We start from the raw sequence: 15,470 nt of genomic DNA on the forward strand, positions 1-15,470 counted from the left end.
GCGGGATATGGCCGCCCAGGTCCATATCGGGCCGTTCGGGCAGCCGACGGAGGTGTCGCGGGCCAGCCTGGACCGCTGGATTCGGGCGTGGCGGGCCGGCGGGTTCGACGCGCTGCTCCCAGCGCAGCGCCAGATCACCCCGCGCACCGACGCCGAGGTGCTGGAGTTGGCGGCGCGGCTCAAGGCCGAGCACCCCGCACGCACTGCGGCCCATATCGCCCGGATCGTTGAGGCCGAGCAGGGCTGGGCGCCGTCGGCGCGGACCCTGCAACGCCACTTCGCCCGCCTGGAGCTCAATACTCGCCCGGACGGCACCCCGCCGGCGGCGTTCGGCCGGTTCGAGGCAGGCGAACCTGATGAGTTGTGGATCAGCGACGGCCTGCACGGCCCGGCCATCGACGGGAAACGGGCGGTGCTGTTCGCCCTGCTCGACGACCACTCCCGCTATGTGCCCGGCCACCGGTGGGGCTACGGCGAGGACACCCTGGGTATGCAGGCCGCGCTGCACGACGCGGTCAAAACCCACGGCTGCCCACGAAACCTATACTGCGACAACGGATCTGCGTATTCCTCGAATCAACTGGCTTGGTCGGTGGCGGTGCTCGACATCCGGCTGGTGCACAGCAGGCCGGGCAGACCGCAGGGTCGCGGGAAAATCGAGAGATGGAACCGCACCGTGCGCGACCAATTCCTGGTCGAGATCGAAGCCGCCGGCGGCGTCGATTCACTCGATGAGCTCAACCGGCTGTTCACCGCATGGTTGCACCAGCAGTATCACCGCAGCGTGCATTCCGAGACCGGCGCCACCCCCACAGCGCGCTACCACGCCGAGGGCCGCACCCCGGCGCCGCGACCGGATACCGCACTGCTGCGGCGGGCATTTTTATGGCGTGAGCAGCGCAGAGTCACCGCCACCGCCACGGTGTCGCTACACGGCAACCGATACCAGGTCGACGCCGCCTTAGTCGGGCGCGTCGTGGACTTGCTGTTCACCCCGTTCGATCTGACCGCCATCGACGTCGAATACCAGGGCAAACCGATGGGGCGGGCCGCCCCGCACATCATCGGCCGCCACACCCACCCCGCGGTCAAACCCAGCACCACCGCCCCCGTCGAAGCCACCGGCATCGACTACCTGCACCTACTCGAGCAGGCACACCAAGCCGACGTGGGCCAGGCGATCAACTACCTCGCCCTGGCCGGCGGCGATGTCGAACCAACCCGCCACAACCAGGCTGACCCGGAAAACACCTGACCCGCCTCATCATTCACCTCAACCACCGGGCCAGCCCCGGGGAACGGACCACCACCATGCTCGACAAAATTCAATCCTATTTCGGCTTCACCACCATGCCCTTTGGCCGGGCCCTGGCACCGGGCATGCTGTTTCGCAGCGGTGATCATGCCCAGGCCGCCGCCCGCATCGGCTACGGCATCGCCACCCGCGGCATCACAGTGATCACCGGCGAAGTCGGCGTAGGCAAGACGGTGGCCGCCCGCGCGGCGATCGACCGCGCCGAACCGGCCCGCCACCACCTGATCTACATTCCCGACCCCACCGTCGGCGCCCGCGGCATTTACCACCACATCGTGTCCGCCCTCGGTGGGCGGCCCAGCTTCCACAACGCCTCCCTGGTCCCGCAAGCCCGCGACGCGCTCGCTGCCGAACATGCTGAGCGGGGCCGTGTCCCCATCGTGTGTATCGATGAAGCCCACTTGCTTTGCCACGATGCCCTCGAAGCACTGCGGCTGCTCACCAACCACCGGCTCGACACCGAATCCCCTTTCGCCACACTCCTTCTCGGCCAACCCACCCTCGCCGCCAAAATGGCGCTGGGCACCCTGGCCGCGCTCGAACAACGCATCACCGTGCGCCGCACCATGACCGGCATGTGCTTCCCCCGAAATCGTGGAGGGTTTCCTATGCCGCTTCCGGCTTGGTCTTGGATTCCCTGATCTCGTAGTTGACGGGTGAGAGCCCGTCGGCGGCGCTGTGCCGGCGTTGGTGGTTGTAGAAGGTGTAGCACCAGTCGATGACCACGGCCTGCGCTTGGATAGTATCACGGAAACGATTGCGGGACAACACTTCCCATTCGAGTGAGGAGAAGAATGCCTCTGCGGCAGCATTGTCGAAACACGATCCGACCCGGCCCATCGACTGCCGAATCCCCAACTTCCGGCACAGTGCGGTGAACGCGCCCGCGGTATAGGTGCTGCCGCGATCGGTGTGGAATATGACCCGCTCGGACTCCTCGTCGCGCCAGATCACTCGGCGGCCACCGCGGGCGGCCACGGCCATTTTGATGGCCGCGCACGCCAGCTCGGCATCTGGGTGTAAGCCCATGGCCGCGCCCAGCAGCCGGCGGCTATACAGATCGATCACGGTCGCCAAATACAGCTTCTGCCCGGACTCGGTCGGAATCTCGGTCATGTCACCGACCCATTTGCAGTTCGGCGCGGCCGCGGTGAAGTCTCGTTTGACCAGGTCGGGGAACTTCGGTGCCGTCTTGTCCTGTTTGGTAAGCCCATTGCGGCGCTTGATGCGGCGCGCCACCAAACCCTGGCGGCGCATCGAGTCGGCCACCGTTTTCTCCGACACCTGCCAACCAAGATCACGCAGGTCATCGACCAGCCGTGGTGAACCATGTAGTCCCTTGGCCGCCTTGAACGCCGCAGCGACCGCGGCATCGAGTGCAACGCGGCGCCGATCGGTGTCGGTGTGCAACCCATCAGGATCGTCGGCACGGTTGATCCACTTGTAGAACCACGCCATGCTGACCCCCAACAGAAAGCACGTAACCGTATGCGGCACCCGGTATTTGGCCCTCTGGTCAGCGATGAAGCGTGCCACGCTCACTTCGTCGCCTCCTTCACCCACAGGACCACTGATCGCTTGAGGACATCACGCTCCATCCGCAGCTCGGCGTTCTCGGCCCGCAACCGCTTGAGCTCGGCGAGATCGTCGCGGGTCAGCTCCCCACGACCCTCACGCGCCTCTCGATCCTGGGCAACCCAATTTCCCAGAGTGCCCTCGTGGATCCCCAGGTCCCGCGCGACCTGGGCGATCGACTTACCCGTCTCACGCACGATCCGAACAGCCCCCTCACGGAACTCCCGGTCGTACTTCTTCCGTTTCTCTGACATCGCTACTCCTTATAGCTGATGCCTCCACGGTCTCGGGGGAATGCCAGGCATGACCAGCGAAGAGACCGCCGGCTACCTACGCCACCACCTCCAACTGGCGGGCCGATCCGATCCGCTGTTCACCGACGACGCCATCGCGCTCATCCACCAATCCAGCCGCGGCAAACCCCGCGGTATCAACCGGCTCGCCATCGCAGCCCTCATCGCCGCCTGCACCGCCGACAAGAACCTCATCGACGAGGCCAGCGCCCGAACCGCGGTCACCGAAACCAACCACGACCTCCAGCCCGCGACACCATGACCACCACCGCGACACCGCGACCACCCGCAGCCCCGCCCGACACCACCAGGCAGGGTCAAATCACACCCGAACCAGCCTCAACGACAGTGACGCCACCATGTGCAAGATCAGTGACGCGCAGCAGGCGGTCGCAGCCGGGTTCTCCCATAGCTGGGCGTGTGCGCTGTGGCAGGTCTCCGATTCGCGGGTGCACCGGTGGCGGGCGCGGCGCCGCGACACTGGCACCCTGGTCGACTGCGCCCCGGGCGGGCACCCGATACACGGTTTGCTGCCCGAGGAAGTGGCCGCGATCCTCGACCTGGTCGAGCAGTGGGGTCCGATCGACCGGTCGCATCGCAAGCTGGCCCACCGCGGCTCCTACCAGCAGCTGGTGTGGGTGGCGCCGGCCACCCTGCGCCGGGTGCTCATCACCCACGGGCTGAGCCTGCCGGCACCTCAACCACGGCGCCGGTCGGAGAAAAAGCCCTGGCCGGACTGGCTGGTGTGGGCGCCCAACCGGATTTGGATCTGGGACGCGACCCACTTCACCCGGGCTCGCCGCGTCGTCTTCGCCATCGTCGATATGGTGTCACGCAAGTGGATCGACACCCTGGTCAGCGTCGAGGAGACCACCACCCAGGTGCAGGTGGTCTTCGAACACGCCCTCGAAATCGAGGACCTGTTGGATTTGCTGACCGACGAGCGCCTCGACCTCGACGCGGACGATCCGCGCCGCCCGATCCTACTGGCGGTTTCCGACAACGGGCCGCCGATGACCGCCCACGACACCCGCGCTTTCATGGCCCTGATGGCCATCGTCCAACACCATGGTCGCCCCGGCGTGCCACAAGACCAAGCGTGGATCGAATCGTTCTTCGGCCACATCAAGTGCGAGTGGCCGCACCTGGAGGCCATCACCGACCCGGCGCTGCTGGAAACCGAACTCGCAAGGGTGCGAACCGAATACAATTGCGTCAGGCTCCACGAAGCGATTGGCTATGTGACCCCCGACGACGAGCACGCCGGCCGTGGAGAGGCTATCCGCCAGGCCCGTCGTGACGGCCTCGACCGAGCACGCCAACGCCGCCTGGACTACCATCGTCGAACCAGCACCAACCCCACCGGGGAGACGCCATGCATTGGGTAATTTCCCGCGCGATCTCTGCGGTTAAGTCAGAAACACCTCATTGACTCGTAGACGGTATGGGGAGGCTGGGGCCTCGCCACATGTGAACGTGGGTTGCCGACAGGAATGAGGTCCTGGCCGGTAGAGCCATAGATGTGGATGGAGGCCCCAGTGAAACGTCATCGTACGAGTGTTGGTTTGGATGTGCACGCACGTTCGGTTGTTGGATGTGCTCTTGATGGGGACACCGGTGAGGTGTTCGAGCGCCGACTGACCCCGGATTATCGGGAGATCCTGGACTGGCTGCGATCGTTGCCAGGCCGGGTCGCGGTGACCTATGAGGCCGGCCCGACCGGGTTCGGGCTGGCCCGGTTCCTGATCGCGGCCGGCATGGTGTGTCTGGTCGCTGCGCCATCGAAGCTGCAACGACCTACCGGAGATCGGGTCAAGACTGATGCCCGTGATGCCGCGCATCTGGCTCGGCTGCTGCACCTGGGGCAGATCGTCGAGGTGGCGATCCCGAGCGCCGAACAAGAAGCCGCCCGTGATCTGGTGCGCGCGCGGGAGGACTTGACGTATGGGTGGTCGACTCCACCCCGGTGTGGAATGTGCCCGATCCCGCCAGACCGTCAAACGATCCGACCTCGCCGGCTGGGCCGAGTACGGCTACTGCGCCTCACACTCGCGGTACTTCTGGGGACTGCGCCTGCACCTGCTGTGCACCCTGCACGGCCTGCCGATGGGTTGGGCGCTGACCGGCGCCAAGGCCGACGAACGCGACGTGTTGATCGAAATCCTCACCACCACGACAATTCTGACGTCGACAGACAAGAAATCGCCGACCATCATCGGCGACAAGAACTACTACGGCCGCGACTTCGAAGCCACCCTGGCCAACTGGGGCATCACCGTGCTCCGGCCCACCCGCAAGGGCGAAAAACCACACGCGGGCGAACGGTTCTTCAAACCTCTCCGCCAGATCATCGAATCGATCAACGACACCCTCAAGGGCCAGCTCGACCTCGAAGCCCACGGCGGCCGCACCATCGCCGGGGTCTGTGCCCGCATCGCCCAACGGCTCCTCGCGTTCACCGCCGCAATCTGGCACAACGACACCATCGGCGCCACCATCCGCCGGTCACTGACCGCCTACGACCACTGACCCCCTTGGAATCATTCATCTAGAGGGGCAGCGAGATCAGTGGCGCCGGTGACGCCGATGCGCCGATCGCCTGGGCCAGTTGCTCGGGCGCGTAGTTCACCAGGAAGGGCAGCAGACCGGAAAATTGCGTGCCGCCGGGGCCGAGATCGAGCACTACTGGGCCGACCCCGATGGTGTTGAGCAGAGGGGAGATCGTCACCGTCGCGCTGTAGTGGCCGGGCGGGACGAGCAGCCCGTCCAGCGGCAGGTTGCCGACGGCACTCACATTCGCTACTGCGTCGAGGACGCCAGATACGGTAATGTTCGGCAGGCTCAAGGCGAAAGAGAATGTTGTCTGGCCGTTGAGGAAGCCGTTGGCGATGACCGCCGGCGCGTCGATGAGGGCGGCGATCGCCCCCCCGGGGTCCCCGGCCTGCAGCGCGGCGGTGAAGGCCGCGGCGCTGGAACCGGCCGCCTCCAGCATGCTGACCGGCGGCCCCAGCAAGGCGACGCCGAATACCACCGGTAACCCGACGACGTAGTTCAAACTCGCGCTGACGAGTGTGCTAAATCCTTGTGGCAGAAGCGAGACATCCAGGTAGGGGGTGATGCTCGTGTTCGTCGCCAACTGGACGACGTTGGTCATGTTCTGCGCGATGTGGCCGGGAATGGCCGAGATCGGTGTCAGGGTGGGCCCGACGCCGGAGAAGACGTTCTGCAGTCCGGTTTCCACATCGCTGAGCCCAGAGGAGTAATTGCCGGCCGAAAAGGCCTGTGCTGCCGCCTGCAAGGCCGTGGGCAGGGCCGCCGCGTGCGCCTCGACCGATTGGGACGCGTTCCCGAAGGCCGCCGCAACGGTCTGGGCGTAGCCCATCTGGTTGGTGATGAACTGCCGCAGGAACGGGAAGGGATCCGCCAGCCACCTCGCCCCGAGGTTCTGCAGGTTGTTCCACGTGTTGTAGAAGAGCTCTTCGTACGGGCCGGCGATGGCGGCGAAGTACGGTCCCGCATCGCCGATGTTGAGGTGCACCAGCCCGGACAGCAAGGAGTTCGTCAGCCCTGTCAACGAGTTCCCAAGGCCGCCGAGCAGACCGGGCAACCCGGGAAGCCCGGGCAGGGCAACGGAGAGAATCGACCCGAGATTGCCAAGCCCGCCGAAGATCCCGGTCAGGTCGCCGGTCAAACCACTCAGCAGCCCACCGCTACCGGTCAGGCCGCCGGTCAAACCACTCAGCAGCCCACCGCTACCGGTCGGGCCGGTGAGCCCGCCGAGCAGCCCACCGCTACCGGTCAGGCCGCCGGTCAAACCACTCAGCAGCCCACCGCTACCGGTCAGGCCGCCGGTCAAACCACTCAGCAGCCCACCGCTACCGGTCAGGCCGCCGGTCAAACCACTCAGCAGCCCACCGCTACCGGTCAGGCCGCCGGTCAAACCACTCAGCAGCCCACCGCTACCGGTCGGGCCGGTGAGCCCGCCGAGCAGCCCACCGCTACCGGTCAGGCCGCCGGTCAAACCACTCAGCAGCCCACCGCTACCGGTCAGGCCGGTGAGCCCGCCCAGCAGGCTGCCGGCAGCGGGGGTGCCGCCGCCGGCCGCGGCCATGCTACCGAGACCCGACGCGCCACCGAGTCCCAGCACCGCCTGGGCGGGCGCGGTGACCGCGTTCGCTAGCGTCTGCTCGGCGTTGGCGAGCTCCGTGCTGAGGTACGCGCCGGCACCGGCGTTGATCACGTCGACGAACTCGGCATGGAACGCTTGCGCCTGGACGCTCAGGGACTGGAACTCCTTGCCGAAGTTGCCGAACGTCGCCGCAACAGCCGCGGACACCTCGTCACCGGCTGCGGGGACCACCCCGGTCGTGGGAGGCGCCATGGTCGTGATTGCCTCGGCCAGTACCGACCGGATTCCCGCCAGGTCCTGGGCTGCCACCTGGATCGTTTCAGGCACCGCCACCACGAACGACATATTTCCTCCACTCATCCGATGCACTGTAAGCCAGGTCAGATCAGAGTATGCGCGCTGAATGGCCACCCGACACCAGCGCTCGCGCTTGAACGCTGGAGTCCTCATCGGCCGCCACCCGAGAAGACTGCCAGCCTTGGGTAATTTCTCACCCCGATCTCTGCGGCGAAGTCAGACGCAAACCAGATTTGGCCCCACTGTGACGGCTTGATTTGGCCCCGGTCGTCTTGGGTGCCTGGTTGTTGTGGGTGGATATCCCCCCAAAGCGTGGAGGCATGCACTATGAGGAGTAGTCATGTCAGAAACACGCAGGAAGTTCGACCAGGAGTTCCGGGAGGGGGCGGTGCGGATTGTCCGGGATACCGGTAAGCCGATCGCCCAGGTGGCCCGAGACCTCGGGATCCACCCGGGTACCCTGGGTAATTGGGTGGCCCAAGATCGTGCAGAACATGAAGGCACGCAAGGGCTTTCGACTGGTGACATTGCCGAGTTGAAGCGACTACGCACCGAAGTCGCTGAGCTGCGGATGGAGCGTGATGTGCTCAAGCGATCAGTGGTCCTGTGGGTGAAGGAGGCGACGAGGTGAGCGTGGCACGCTTCATCGCCGACCAGAGGACCATGCACGGCGTGCCACACACCGTGGCCTGCGCGATTCTTGGCCTCAGCCTCTCCTGGTTGTACAAATGGCTGCATCGCGAGCCAACCGGCCGGGAGCGCCGCCGCGCCGAGCTGGACACGCGGGTGGCGGAGCTGTTCGTGGCCTCCAAGCGCACCTACGGTTCGCCGCGCATCCACGCCGACCTGCTCGAGGAGGGCTGGAAGGTCAGTGTTAACACCGTTGCTGAGTCTATGCGCCGGCAGGGTCTGCAAGGTCGTAAACCGAAGCGGCCCAAGGGATTGACTCGCCAGGACAAGAGGGCGGCGAAGTTTCCCGACCTGCTCAAACGGGACTTCAGTGCGGCGACGCTGAACCTCAAGTGGTGTGGCGATATCACTGAGATCCCCACCGACGAGGGCAAGCTCTTCTTGGCTTCCGTGCTCGATCTGTGTGGACGTCGGTTGCTGGCGTGTCCGATGTCGGATCACCCCGACGCCGAGCTTGCCGGTGACGCGATGAAGATGGCCGCTGCGGTGCGCGGCGGCCGCACCGTGATCGATGGCGTAATTTTCCACACTGACCGCGGATCTACTTATACTGCAAGTGCTTTCACGAAGTTGTGCCGCAAGCTTGGGGTGCGGCAGTCGATGGGACGTGTGGGGTCGTGCTTCGACAACGCCGCGGCCGAGGCGTTCTTCTCGACCCTGGAACATGAGGTGCTGTCTCGGCAGCACTTTGCCACGAAAGCACAGGCCCGTGAAGTCATCACCGCCTGGTGTCACGATTTCTACAACGTCCAGCGTCGACACAGCTCGGCCGGGTTGTTGCCGCCCGTCGAGTACGAGAAAATCGCCGCAAACCAGACGGAGGCGGCTTAAAGGAAGCCTCCACGTTTCGGGGGGAAACCCACCGACCCAACCTCCGGACCGCTGGAGGCCTGAAGACCAACCCCTGGCTATTTCCCGGCCACCGCGCCGGCAAGCACCTCGAACACCACACCATGATGCTGAAGCTGCGCACCCTAGGTATCAACCTGCTTGGAGCACGCAACTCCGCACTACGAAGCCTGGTCGCGGAAATACCTCCTGGGTCTGCTGCACGAACAGGTGACATCTGAGTTGGCTTGCCCTGATGGGCGGGCTGGAAGGATGTTGCTGTGCCCAGGCCCTACCCCAGAGAGTTCCGCGACGATGTCGTGCGGGTCGCCCGTAACCGTGAGGACGGGGTGACGATCGAGCAGATCGCCGCCGACTTCGGCATCCACCCGATGACGTTGTCGAAGTGGATGCGCCAGGCCGATGTCGACGACGGCGCCAAACCCGGCACCAGCCGCACCGAGTCGGTCGAACTGCGCGAGCTGCGCCGGCGAAACCGGCTGCTGGAGCAGGAGAACGAGGTCCTGCGCCGGGCCGCGGCCTATCTTTCACAGGCCAACCTGCCGGGAAAAGGCTCTACCCGCTCGTGACAGAGCTCGCCGTCGACGGGATTCCCGTGGCGGTGACGTGCCGGGTACTCAAGCTCGCCCGCCAGCCCTACTACCGGTGGCTGGCGGGCCCTGTCACCGACGCTGAATACGCCGAGGCGCATCGGGCCAACGCCCTGTTCGACGCCCACAACGATGATCCGGAGTTCGGCTACCGCTACCTGGTCGAGGAGGCCCGAGAAGCGGGCCAGCCGATGGCCGAGCGGACCGCCTGGCGGATCTGCTCGCAGAACCAGTGGTGGAGTGCGTTCGGGAAGCGCAAGCGCGGGAAGAACGGCAAGGCCGGCCCACCGGTCCATGACGATGTGGTCGGCCGCGTCTTCACCGCCATCGCGCCAAATGCGTTGTGGCTGGCTGACATCACCGAACATCGCACCGGGGAGGGCAAGCTCTACCTGTGCGCGATCAAGGACGTGTTCTCCAACCGCATCGTCGGCTACAGCATCGACTCTCGGATGAAGTCGCGGCTGGCCACCCAGGCCTTGGCCAACGCGGTCGCCCGCCGCGGCGAGGTCGCCGGCTGCGTGCTGGCCGTGACAGTCTGATTTGGCCCCAGGAGGACGGCTTGATTTGGCCCCGCCTGGATGGCGGCGGGGTGTTGTTGTGACGGTCTGATTTGGCCCCACTTCGGTGACACGCCGTGTTGGTTATGACGGCTTGATTTGGCCCCACCTCAGCGTGGTCGGTGTCCGGATGGTCCGGATTGCCGGTCACGGAGGTCAGGCGTGCGAAGGGTGTCGCGGGTGCAGCAGTTCGAGGCGATTCGGCGTGATCACCGGGTCGAGGGGCTATCGATTCGGGGGTTGGCCGATAAGCATGGGGTGCATCGGCGCACGGTGCGTCAGGCCTTGGCCTCGGCGGTGCCGCCGGCCCGCAAGAGCGCTACGCGGATAGCGCCGCGGTTGGAGCCGTTCAAGGCGGCGATCGATGCCATGTTGCGCAGTGATCTGGATGCGCCGAAAAAGCAGCGTCATACTGCGCGGCGGGTTTTGGCCCGCTTGGTCGATGAGCATGGCGCACAGGGGTTGTCGTATTCGACGGTGCGTGATCATGTCCGCAAGCGCCGCCCGCGCATCCTCGCTGAGGCGGGCCGGCCGCTGGAGTTGGGGTATGTGCCCCAGACCCATGAACCCGGCGCTGAGGCCGAAGTCGACTTCCACGATCTGTGGGTGATCCTGGCCGGGGTGAAGATCAAGACCACGCTGTTCACGATGCGGTTGTCCTATTCGGCGCGAGCAGCGCACCGGGCCTCGATCACCGCTGGCCAGGAGGCGTTCCTGGAGGGCCACGAGTACGCCTTCGCCCGTTTCGGCGGTGTGCCGATCGACAAGGTCCGCTACGACAACCTCAACAGCGCGGTCACCCAGGTCCTCTTCGGGCGATCCCGGCAGGAGAACGACCGCTGGATCGCGTTTCGCTCCCACTACGGGTTCGAGGCCTGGTACTGCCAGCCCGGCCATGAGGGCAGCCACGAGAAGGGCGGGGTTGAAGGCGAGGGCGGGCGGTTTCGCCGCAACCACTGCGTGCCGATGCCGGTGGTGGACTCCATCGACGAACTCAACGCCCTACTGGAGGCCGCCGACGACGCCGATGACGCCCGCCGGGTCGGCAACCGCTCGACCAGCGTGGCCCAGGACTGGGCGCTGGAGCGCACCCTGCTTCACCCATTGCCGGCCGAGTCGTTCGACACCGCATTGACGTTGACTCCGCGGGTCGACCGCTACGCGCAGGTGACGGTGCGCTGCAACCAGTACTCGGTGCCCGCCCGCTTCATCGGGCACCGGCTGCGGGTGAAGCTGTCGGCCTCGACTGTGAGCGCCTATGACCGTAACCAGGTGGTGGCCCGCCACCAACGGGCCATCGGCAAGGGCGTCAAAGTCCTTGACCTGGATCATTATCTGGAGATTCTGCTGCGCAAGCCCGGCGCTCTGCCCGGGGCGACCGCACTGGCCCAGGCCCGAGCGGCCAAGGTCTTCACCGCCGACCACGACCGGTTCTGGGCCGCGGCCCGCAAAGCCCACGGCGACGCCGCAGGGACCCGTGTGCTTCCCCCGAAATCGTGGAGGGTTTCCTATGCCGCTTCCGGCTTGGTCTTGGATTCCCTGATCTCGTAGTTGACGGGTGAGAGCCCGTCGGCGGCGCTGTGCCGGCGTTGGTGGTTGTAGAAGGTGTAGCACCAGTCGATGACCACGGCCTGCGCTTGGATAGTATCACGGAAACGATTGCGGGACAACACTTCCCATTCGAGTGAGGAGAAGAATGCCTCTGCGGCAGCATTGTCGAAACACGATCCGACCCGGCCCATCGACTGCCGAATCCCCAACTTCCGGCACAGTGCGGTGAACGCGCCCGCGGTATAGGTGCTGCCGCGATCGGTGTGGAATATGACCCGCTCGGACTCCTCGTCGCGCCAGATCACTCGGCGGCCACCGCGGGCGGCCACGGCCATTTTGATGGCCGCGCACGCCAGCTCGGCATCTGGGTGTAAGCCCATGGCCGCGCCCAGCAGCCGGCGGCTATACAGATCGATCACGGTCGCCAAATACAGCTTCTGCCCGGACTCGGTCGGAATCTCGGTCATGTCACCGACCCATTTGCAGTTCGGCGCGGCCGCGGTGAAGTCTCGTTTGACCAGGTCGGGGAACTTCGGTGCCGTCTTGTCCTGTTTGGTAAGCCCATTGCGGCGCTTGATGCGGCGCGCCACCAAACCCTGGCGGCGCATCGAGTCGGCCACCGTTTTCTCCGACACCTGCCAACCAAGATCACGCAGGTCATCGACCAGCCGTGGTGAACCATGTAGTCCCTTGGCCGCCTTGAACGCCGCAGCGACCGCGGCATCGAGTGCAACGCGGCGCCGATCGGTGTCGGTGTGCAACCCATCAGGATCGTCGGCACGGTTGATCCACTTGTAGAACCACGCCATGCTGACCCCCAACAGAAAGCACGTAACCGTATGCGGCACCCGGTATTTGGCCCTCTGGTCAGCGATGAAGCGTGCCACGCTCACTTCGTCGCCTCCTTCACCCACAGGACCACTGATCGCTTGAGGACATCACGCTCCATCCGCAGCTCGGCGTTCTCGGCCCGCAACCGCTTGAGCTCGGCGAGATCGTCGCGGGTCAGCTCCCCACGACCCTCACGCGCCTCTCGATCCTGGGCAACCCAATTTCCCAGAGTGCCCTCGTGGATCCCCAGGTCCCGCGCGACCTGGGCGATCGACTTACCCGTCTCACGCACGATCCGAACAGCCCCCTCACGGAACTCCCGGTCGTACTTCTTCCGTTTCTCTGACATCGCTACTCCTTATAGCTGATGCCTCCACGGTCTCGGGGGAATGCCACCCGTGCCCTGGTCGAAGTGCTGCTGTTGCACCGCCGCCTTGAGCACGCCGATGTGCTGGCCGGCATCGTCGCCGCGCTGGCGGTGGGCTCGACCAACCCCGATGTGGTCGCCCTGGAAGCCCGCAAGGCCGCCGAACACCGCGGGGCGGCAGCCGGACCCGACGGCCACGATCAGGACGCTTTAGTGGTCGATCTCGTGTCACGCCGGGCCGAGCTGCCCTCCGACACCCGACCGTTGCCCTGCATGGACAAATACGACGCCCTGCTCGGAAAGGAAAGCTCATGACCGCCCGCCACACCCTGACCGAGCCGGCCGCCACCGCCGCCATCGACCAGGGCTGCCGCATGCTGCGCCTGCCCACCATCCGCGACCGCTACGCCGAGATCGCCACCACCGCCGAACGCGAACACCAGACCTACCTGGGATACCTGGCCGAACTGGTCATCGCCGAGTGCGACGACCGTGACCACCGCCGCGCCCAACGCCGCATCCGCGACGCCGCCTTTCCCCGCCCGAAACGGTTGGAGGACTTCTCCTTTGACGCCAACCCCGCGATCAACCCCGCCCTCATCGGCCAACTCGCCAGCTGCGACTGGGTCAAAGCCGGCCACCCCCTGTGTTTGATCGGTGACTCCGGCACCGGCAAAAGCCACCTCCTCATCGGCCTGGGCACCCGCGCCGCCGAAGCCGGCTACCGAGTCCGCTACACCCTGGCCAGCAAGCTGGTCAACGAACTCGTCGAAGCCGCCGACGATAAACACCTCACCAAACTCATCACCCGCTACGGCCGCGTCGACCTTCTCCTCATCGACGAACTCGGATACCTGCAACTGGACCGGCGCGGCGCCGAGCTGCTCTTCCAGGTCCTCACCGAACGAGAAGAACGCTCCGCGATCGCCATCGCCTCCAACGAACCCTTCTCCGCCTGGACCAAGACCTTTACTGACCCGCGCCTATGCGCCGCCATCGTCGACCGACTCACCTTCGCCGGCCAGATCATCGAAACCGGCAGCCACTCATACCGACTCACCCACGCCCACAACAACCAGGCACCCAAGACGACCGGGGCCAAATCAAGCCGTCACAGTGGGGCCAAATCAAGTTGACATTGCCAGCGTGCTGCATAGCGACAGGGGAAGCCAATTTCGAAGCCGGAAATTTGTTCTGGCCCTTGGCCGTAACGACATGGTCGGCTCCATGGGCCGCGTCGGGGCAGCTGGTGACAACGCCGCCATGGAGAGCTTCTTCTCCCTGCTGCAAAAGAACGTCCTAGACCGCAGGCGCTGGAACACCAGAGAGGAGCTACGGATCGCGATCGTCACCTGGATCGAACGCACCTACCACCGGCGCCGCCGCCAGGTCGGTCTCGGACGGTTGACCCCGATCGAATTCGAAGCAATCATGACCACACCGGCCGATCAGGCCGCGTGACTGAACGTGTCACCTGTTCGTGCAGCAGACCCCTACGTCAAGGGCGCTTTGGGCGACTTTGTGTCCAACGGTGGCCTCGGCGACCGCCGCGTCCGCCTTGGCTTCCTTGCGCTTGGGTCCGTAATCGCGAGCGACCTCAAGCACTTTGACTGTGGTCGAGACTGTCTTCTCAGCCGTAGCTTTGCCGAAAAGCCAGGCCCAGAACGGGCTGCCGTAGCGAAGACTCCTGATCCCAACCCTGCCAGGCATGAGACGGGCCACTTCGTCGGCAACCAGTGCGTCATACAGAATTGGGTCGATAACGTCGAGGCCAACCGGTCCTATGGCTGGAAACGGCGTATTGGTAATGCGGTCATATCCTGCTTTCGACAGACTCTCAAAGAACGGATCATCCTTGCTCGATCGTCTCCTGCGGTACCAATAGTCGAACCACAGATCTGGAGGAAATCCGCGACCCTCGTTTAGAGCGAATTCACGTGCGGACAGTTGTCGTTGGACCCGAAGATAGGGACTCTCCTCTCCGCCTTCAGAGGGCAACCGGTCCAATGCACTCCGTAGTTCGTCATCGGTCGGAAACTTCATCCGCTCCATGGCTGTGCGCCGGGCGCGACTGGACTCCGCATCGTAAGCAACGTCGGTCGCCACGCGTAGCCCTTTAACCGTGCTCTCAAGCTGAGCAAGCGTTGCGTCGGGTCCAAGATCAGCGGTGACGGTAAGAAGCTGCATGGCGCGGGAGTCTACCCAGCCGAGTGCCTATCGAGTAGCTTCTCGCCTGCGACCGTAGCCCAGGCGCTGCGACCGCAAAAGTGTTTCCGGGCCAGGCCCCGCTCAGTAGCACTTTGCTGTCGCGGCGCTAGCTCGGTCACTAACCCGTCAGCGAATACGCGGACATCGAATATGCGGCTTTACCGGTATAAATACGGCATGTTTGTTATCATATTGTGCACCAATATCTTTCACAG

The 15,470-nt window shown here is 65.1% G+C and carries 14 protein-coding genes and 7 pseudogenes; 15 read left to right on the forward strand and 6 right to left on the reverse strand.

Translation table 11 applies throughout. The features are described from left to right. Positions 1-7 precede the first annotated feature (7 nt). Both AB8998_RS21980 and AB8998_RS21985 read left to right on the forward strand, forming a co-directional pair. The gene (locus tag AB8998_RS21980) at positions 8-1,255 is read left to right on the forward strand and encodes a DDE-type integrase/transposase/recombinase (protein ID WP_369739741.1); all 1,248 of its coding nucleotides are present in this window, start codon (positions 8-10) and stop codon (positions 1,253-1,255) included. Positions 1,256-1,311: 56 nt separating this feature from the next. Continuing rightward, positions 1,312-1,893: pseudogene (locus AB8998_RS21985) on the forward strand (ExeA family protein); the annotation flags it as partial. Positions 1,894-1,921: 28 nt separating this feature from the next. Here AB8998_RS21985 and AB8998_RS21990 read toward each other — a convergent pair. Beyond that, positions 1,922-2,857 carry an IS3 family transposase gene (locus tag AB8998_RS21990; protein ID WP_369739714.1) on the reverse strand — a complete coding sequence of 312 codons (936 nt, stop codon included), beginning with the start codon at positions 2,855-2,857 and terminating at the stop codon, positions 1,922-1,924. Beyond that, a complete protein-coding gene (locus tag AB8998_RS21995; protein WP_369739715.1) occupies positions 2,854-3,144 on the reverse strand; it encodes a transposase in 291 nt (96 codons plus the stop codon). Before AB8998_RS21995 ends, AB8998_RS21990 begins: the two co-directional genes overlap by 4 nt. A 40-nt stretch (positions 3,145-3,184) precedes the next feature. Between AB8998_RS21995 and AB8998_RS22000 the strand changes: the two are divergent. From AB8998_RS22000 to AB8998_RS22015, 4 genes and pseudogenes are all read left to right on the forward strand, one after another. Next, positions 3,185-3,445 (forward strand): annotated as a pseudogene (locus AB8998_RS22000) (ExeA family protein); the annotation flags it as partial. Positions 3,446-3,542: 97 nt separating this feature from the next. Then, positions 3,543-4,571 (forward strand): transposase, encoded by a 1,029-nt coding sequence (locus AB8998_RS22005; protein ID WP_369739742.1) that lies wholly within the window; start codon positions 3,543-3,545, stop codon positions 4,569-4,571. A gap of 150 nt (positions 4,572-4,721) precedes the next feature. After that, positions 4,722-5,120: pseudogene (locus AB8998_RS22010) on the forward strand (IS110 family transposase); the annotation flags it as partial. A gap of 2 nt (positions 5,121-5,122) precedes the next feature. After that, positions 5,123-5,712 (forward strand): annotated as a pseudogene (locus tag AB8998_RS22015) (IS982 family transposase); the annotation flags it as partial. 19 nt (positions 5,713-5,731) lie between these two features. On the opposite strand, the gene AB8998_RS22020 reads toward AB8998_RS22015, so the two are convergent. Next, complete coding sequence (locus tag AB8998_RS22020; RefSeq protein WP_369739744.1) at positions 5,732-7,672, reverse strand: PE domain-containing protein; 1,941 nt, start codon at positions 7,670-7,672, stop codon at positions 5,732-5,734. 277 nt (positions 7,673-7,949) lie between these two features. Between AB8998_RS22020 and AB8998_RS22025 the strand changes: the two genes are divergently transcribed. From AB8998_RS22025 to istA, 6 genes and pseudogenes are all read left to right on the forward strand, one after another. After that, the gene (locus AB8998_RS22025) at positions 7,950-8,240 is read left to right on the forward strand and encodes a transposase (protein WP_369739732.1); all 291 of its coding nucleotides are present in this window, start codon (positions 7,950-7,952) and stop codon (positions 8,238-8,240) included. Continuing rightward, entirely contained in the window at positions 8,237-9,130 is an 894-nt protein-coding gene (locus AB8998_RS22030; protein WP_369739733.1) for an IS3 family transposase, read from the forward strand. The genes AB8998_RS22025 and AB8998_RS22030 overlap by 4 nt, the downstream gene beginning before the upstream one ends. A gap of 29 nt (positions 9,131-9,159) precedes the next feature. Then, positions 9,160-9,339, forward strand: a pseudogene (locus tag AB8998_RS22035) (recombinase XerD); the annotation flags it as partial. A 69-nt stretch (positions 9,340-9,408) separates the two neighbouring features. After that, positions 9,409-9,717: an IS3 family transposase gene (locus AB8998_RS22040; protein ID WP_007170961.1), complete on the forward strand. Its 309-nt coding sequence runs from the start codon at positions 9,409-9,411 to the stop codon at positions 9,715-9,717. Next, complete coding sequence (locus AB8998_RS22045) at positions 9,714-10,280, forward strand: DDE-type integrase/transposase/recombinase (protein ID WP_369739745.1); 567 nt, start codon at positions 9,714-9,716, stop codon at positions 10,278-10,280. The genes AB8998_RS22040 and AB8998_RS22045 overlap by 4 nt, the downstream gene beginning before the upstream one ends. Before the next feature lie 189 nt (positions 10,281-10,469). Next, positions 10,470-11,783, forward strand: a pseudogene (gene istA, locus AB8998_RS22050) (IS21 family transposase); the annotation flags it as partial. A 23-nt stretch (positions 11,784-11,806) separates the two neighbouring features. Here the strand turns inward: istA and AB8998_RS22055 are convergent. After that, positions 11,807-12,742 carry an IS3 family transposase gene (locus AB8998_RS22055; protein ID WP_369739714.1) on the reverse strand — a complete coding sequence of 312 codons (936 nt, stop codon included), beginning with the start codon at positions 12,740-12,742 and terminating at the stop codon, positions 11,807-11,809. Next, on the reverse strand, positions 12,739-13,029 hold the full coding sequence (locus AB8998_RS22060; RefSeq protein WP_369739715.1) for a transposase: 291 nt from the start codon (positions 13,027-13,029) through the stop codon (positions 12,739-12,741). The genes AB8998_RS22055 and AB8998_RS22060 overlap by 4 nt, the downstream gene beginning before the upstream one ends. Positions 13,030-13,092: 63 nt before the next feature. Here AB8998_RS22060 and AB8998_RS22065 point away from each other — a divergent pair, with 63 nt between their 5' ends. The 3 genes and pseudogenes from AB8998_RS22065 to AB8998_RS22075 form a co-directional block, all read left to right on the forward strand. Continuing rightward, positions 13,093-13,362 (forward strand): hypothetical protein, encoded by a 270-nt coding sequence (locus tag AB8998_RS22065; protein ID WP_369739746.1) that lies wholly within the window; start codon positions 13,093-13,095, stop codon positions 13,360-13,362. After that, positions 13,359-14,183, forward strand: a complete 825-nt coding sequence (gene istB / locus AB8998_RS22070; RefSeq protein ID WP_369739747.1) for an IS21-like element helper ATPase IstB — start codon at positions 13,359-13,361, stop codon at positions 14,181-14,183. The genes AB8998_RS22065 and istB overlap by 4 nt, the downstream gene beginning before the upstream one ends. 7 nt (positions 14,184-14,190) lie before the next feature. Then, a pseudogene (locus AB8998_RS22075) lies at positions 14,191-14,508 on the forward strand (transposase); the annotation flags it as partial. Between the two features lie 9 nt (positions 14,509-14,517). On the opposite strand, the gene AB8998_RS22080 reads toward AB8998_RS22075, so the two are convergent. Beyond that, on the reverse strand, positions 14,518-15,234 hold the full coding sequence (locus tag AB8998_RS22080) for a hypothetical protein (RefSeq protein ID WP_369739748.1): 717 nt from the start codon (positions 15,232-15,234) through the stop codon (positions 14,518-14,520). Positions 15,235-15,470: the final 236 nt, after the last annotated feature.

This window comes from Mycobacterium sp. HUMS_12744610 (assembly GCF_041206865.1).
GTDB classification, from domain to species: Bacteria; Actinomycetota; Actinomycetes; order Mycobacteriales; family Mycobacteriaceae; genus Mycobacterium; species Mycobacterium servetii.

Bases quoted from the DNA above. Each gene is read 5' to 3' on its own strand.
- AB8998_RS21980 (WP_369739741.1), top strand. From the start codon at position 8: ATGGCCGCCCAGGTCCATATCGGGCCGTTCGGGCAGCCGACGGAGGTG.
- AB8998_RS21995 (WP_369739715.1), bottom strand. From the start codon at position 3,144: ATGTCAGAGAAACGGAAGAAGTACGACCGGGAGTTCCGTGAGGGGGCT.
- AB8998_RS22005 (WP_369739742.1), top strand. From the start codon at position 3,543: ATGTGCAAGATCAGTGACGCGCAGCAGGCGGTCGCAGCCGGGTTCTCC.
- AB8998_RS22020 (WP_369739744.1), bottom strand. From the start codon at position 7,672: ATGAGTGGAGGAAATATGTCGTTCGTGGTGGCGGTGCCTGAAACGATC.
- AB8998_RS22025 (WP_369739732.1), top strand. From the start codon at position 7,950: ATGTCAGAAACACGCAGGAAGTTCGACCAGGAGTTCCGGGAGGGGGCG.
- AB8998_RS22060 (WP_369739715.1), bottom strand. From the start codon at position 13,029: ATGTCAGAGAAACGGAAGAAGTACGACCGGGAGTTCCGTGAGGGGGCT.
- istB (WP_369739747.1), top strand. From the start codon at position 13,359: ATGACCGCCCGCCACACCCTGACCGAGCCGGCCGCCACCGCCGCCATC.
- AB8998_RS22080 (WP_369739748.1), bottom strand. From the start codon at position 15,234: ATGCAGCTTCTTACCGTCACCGCTGATCTTGGACCCGACGCAACGCTT.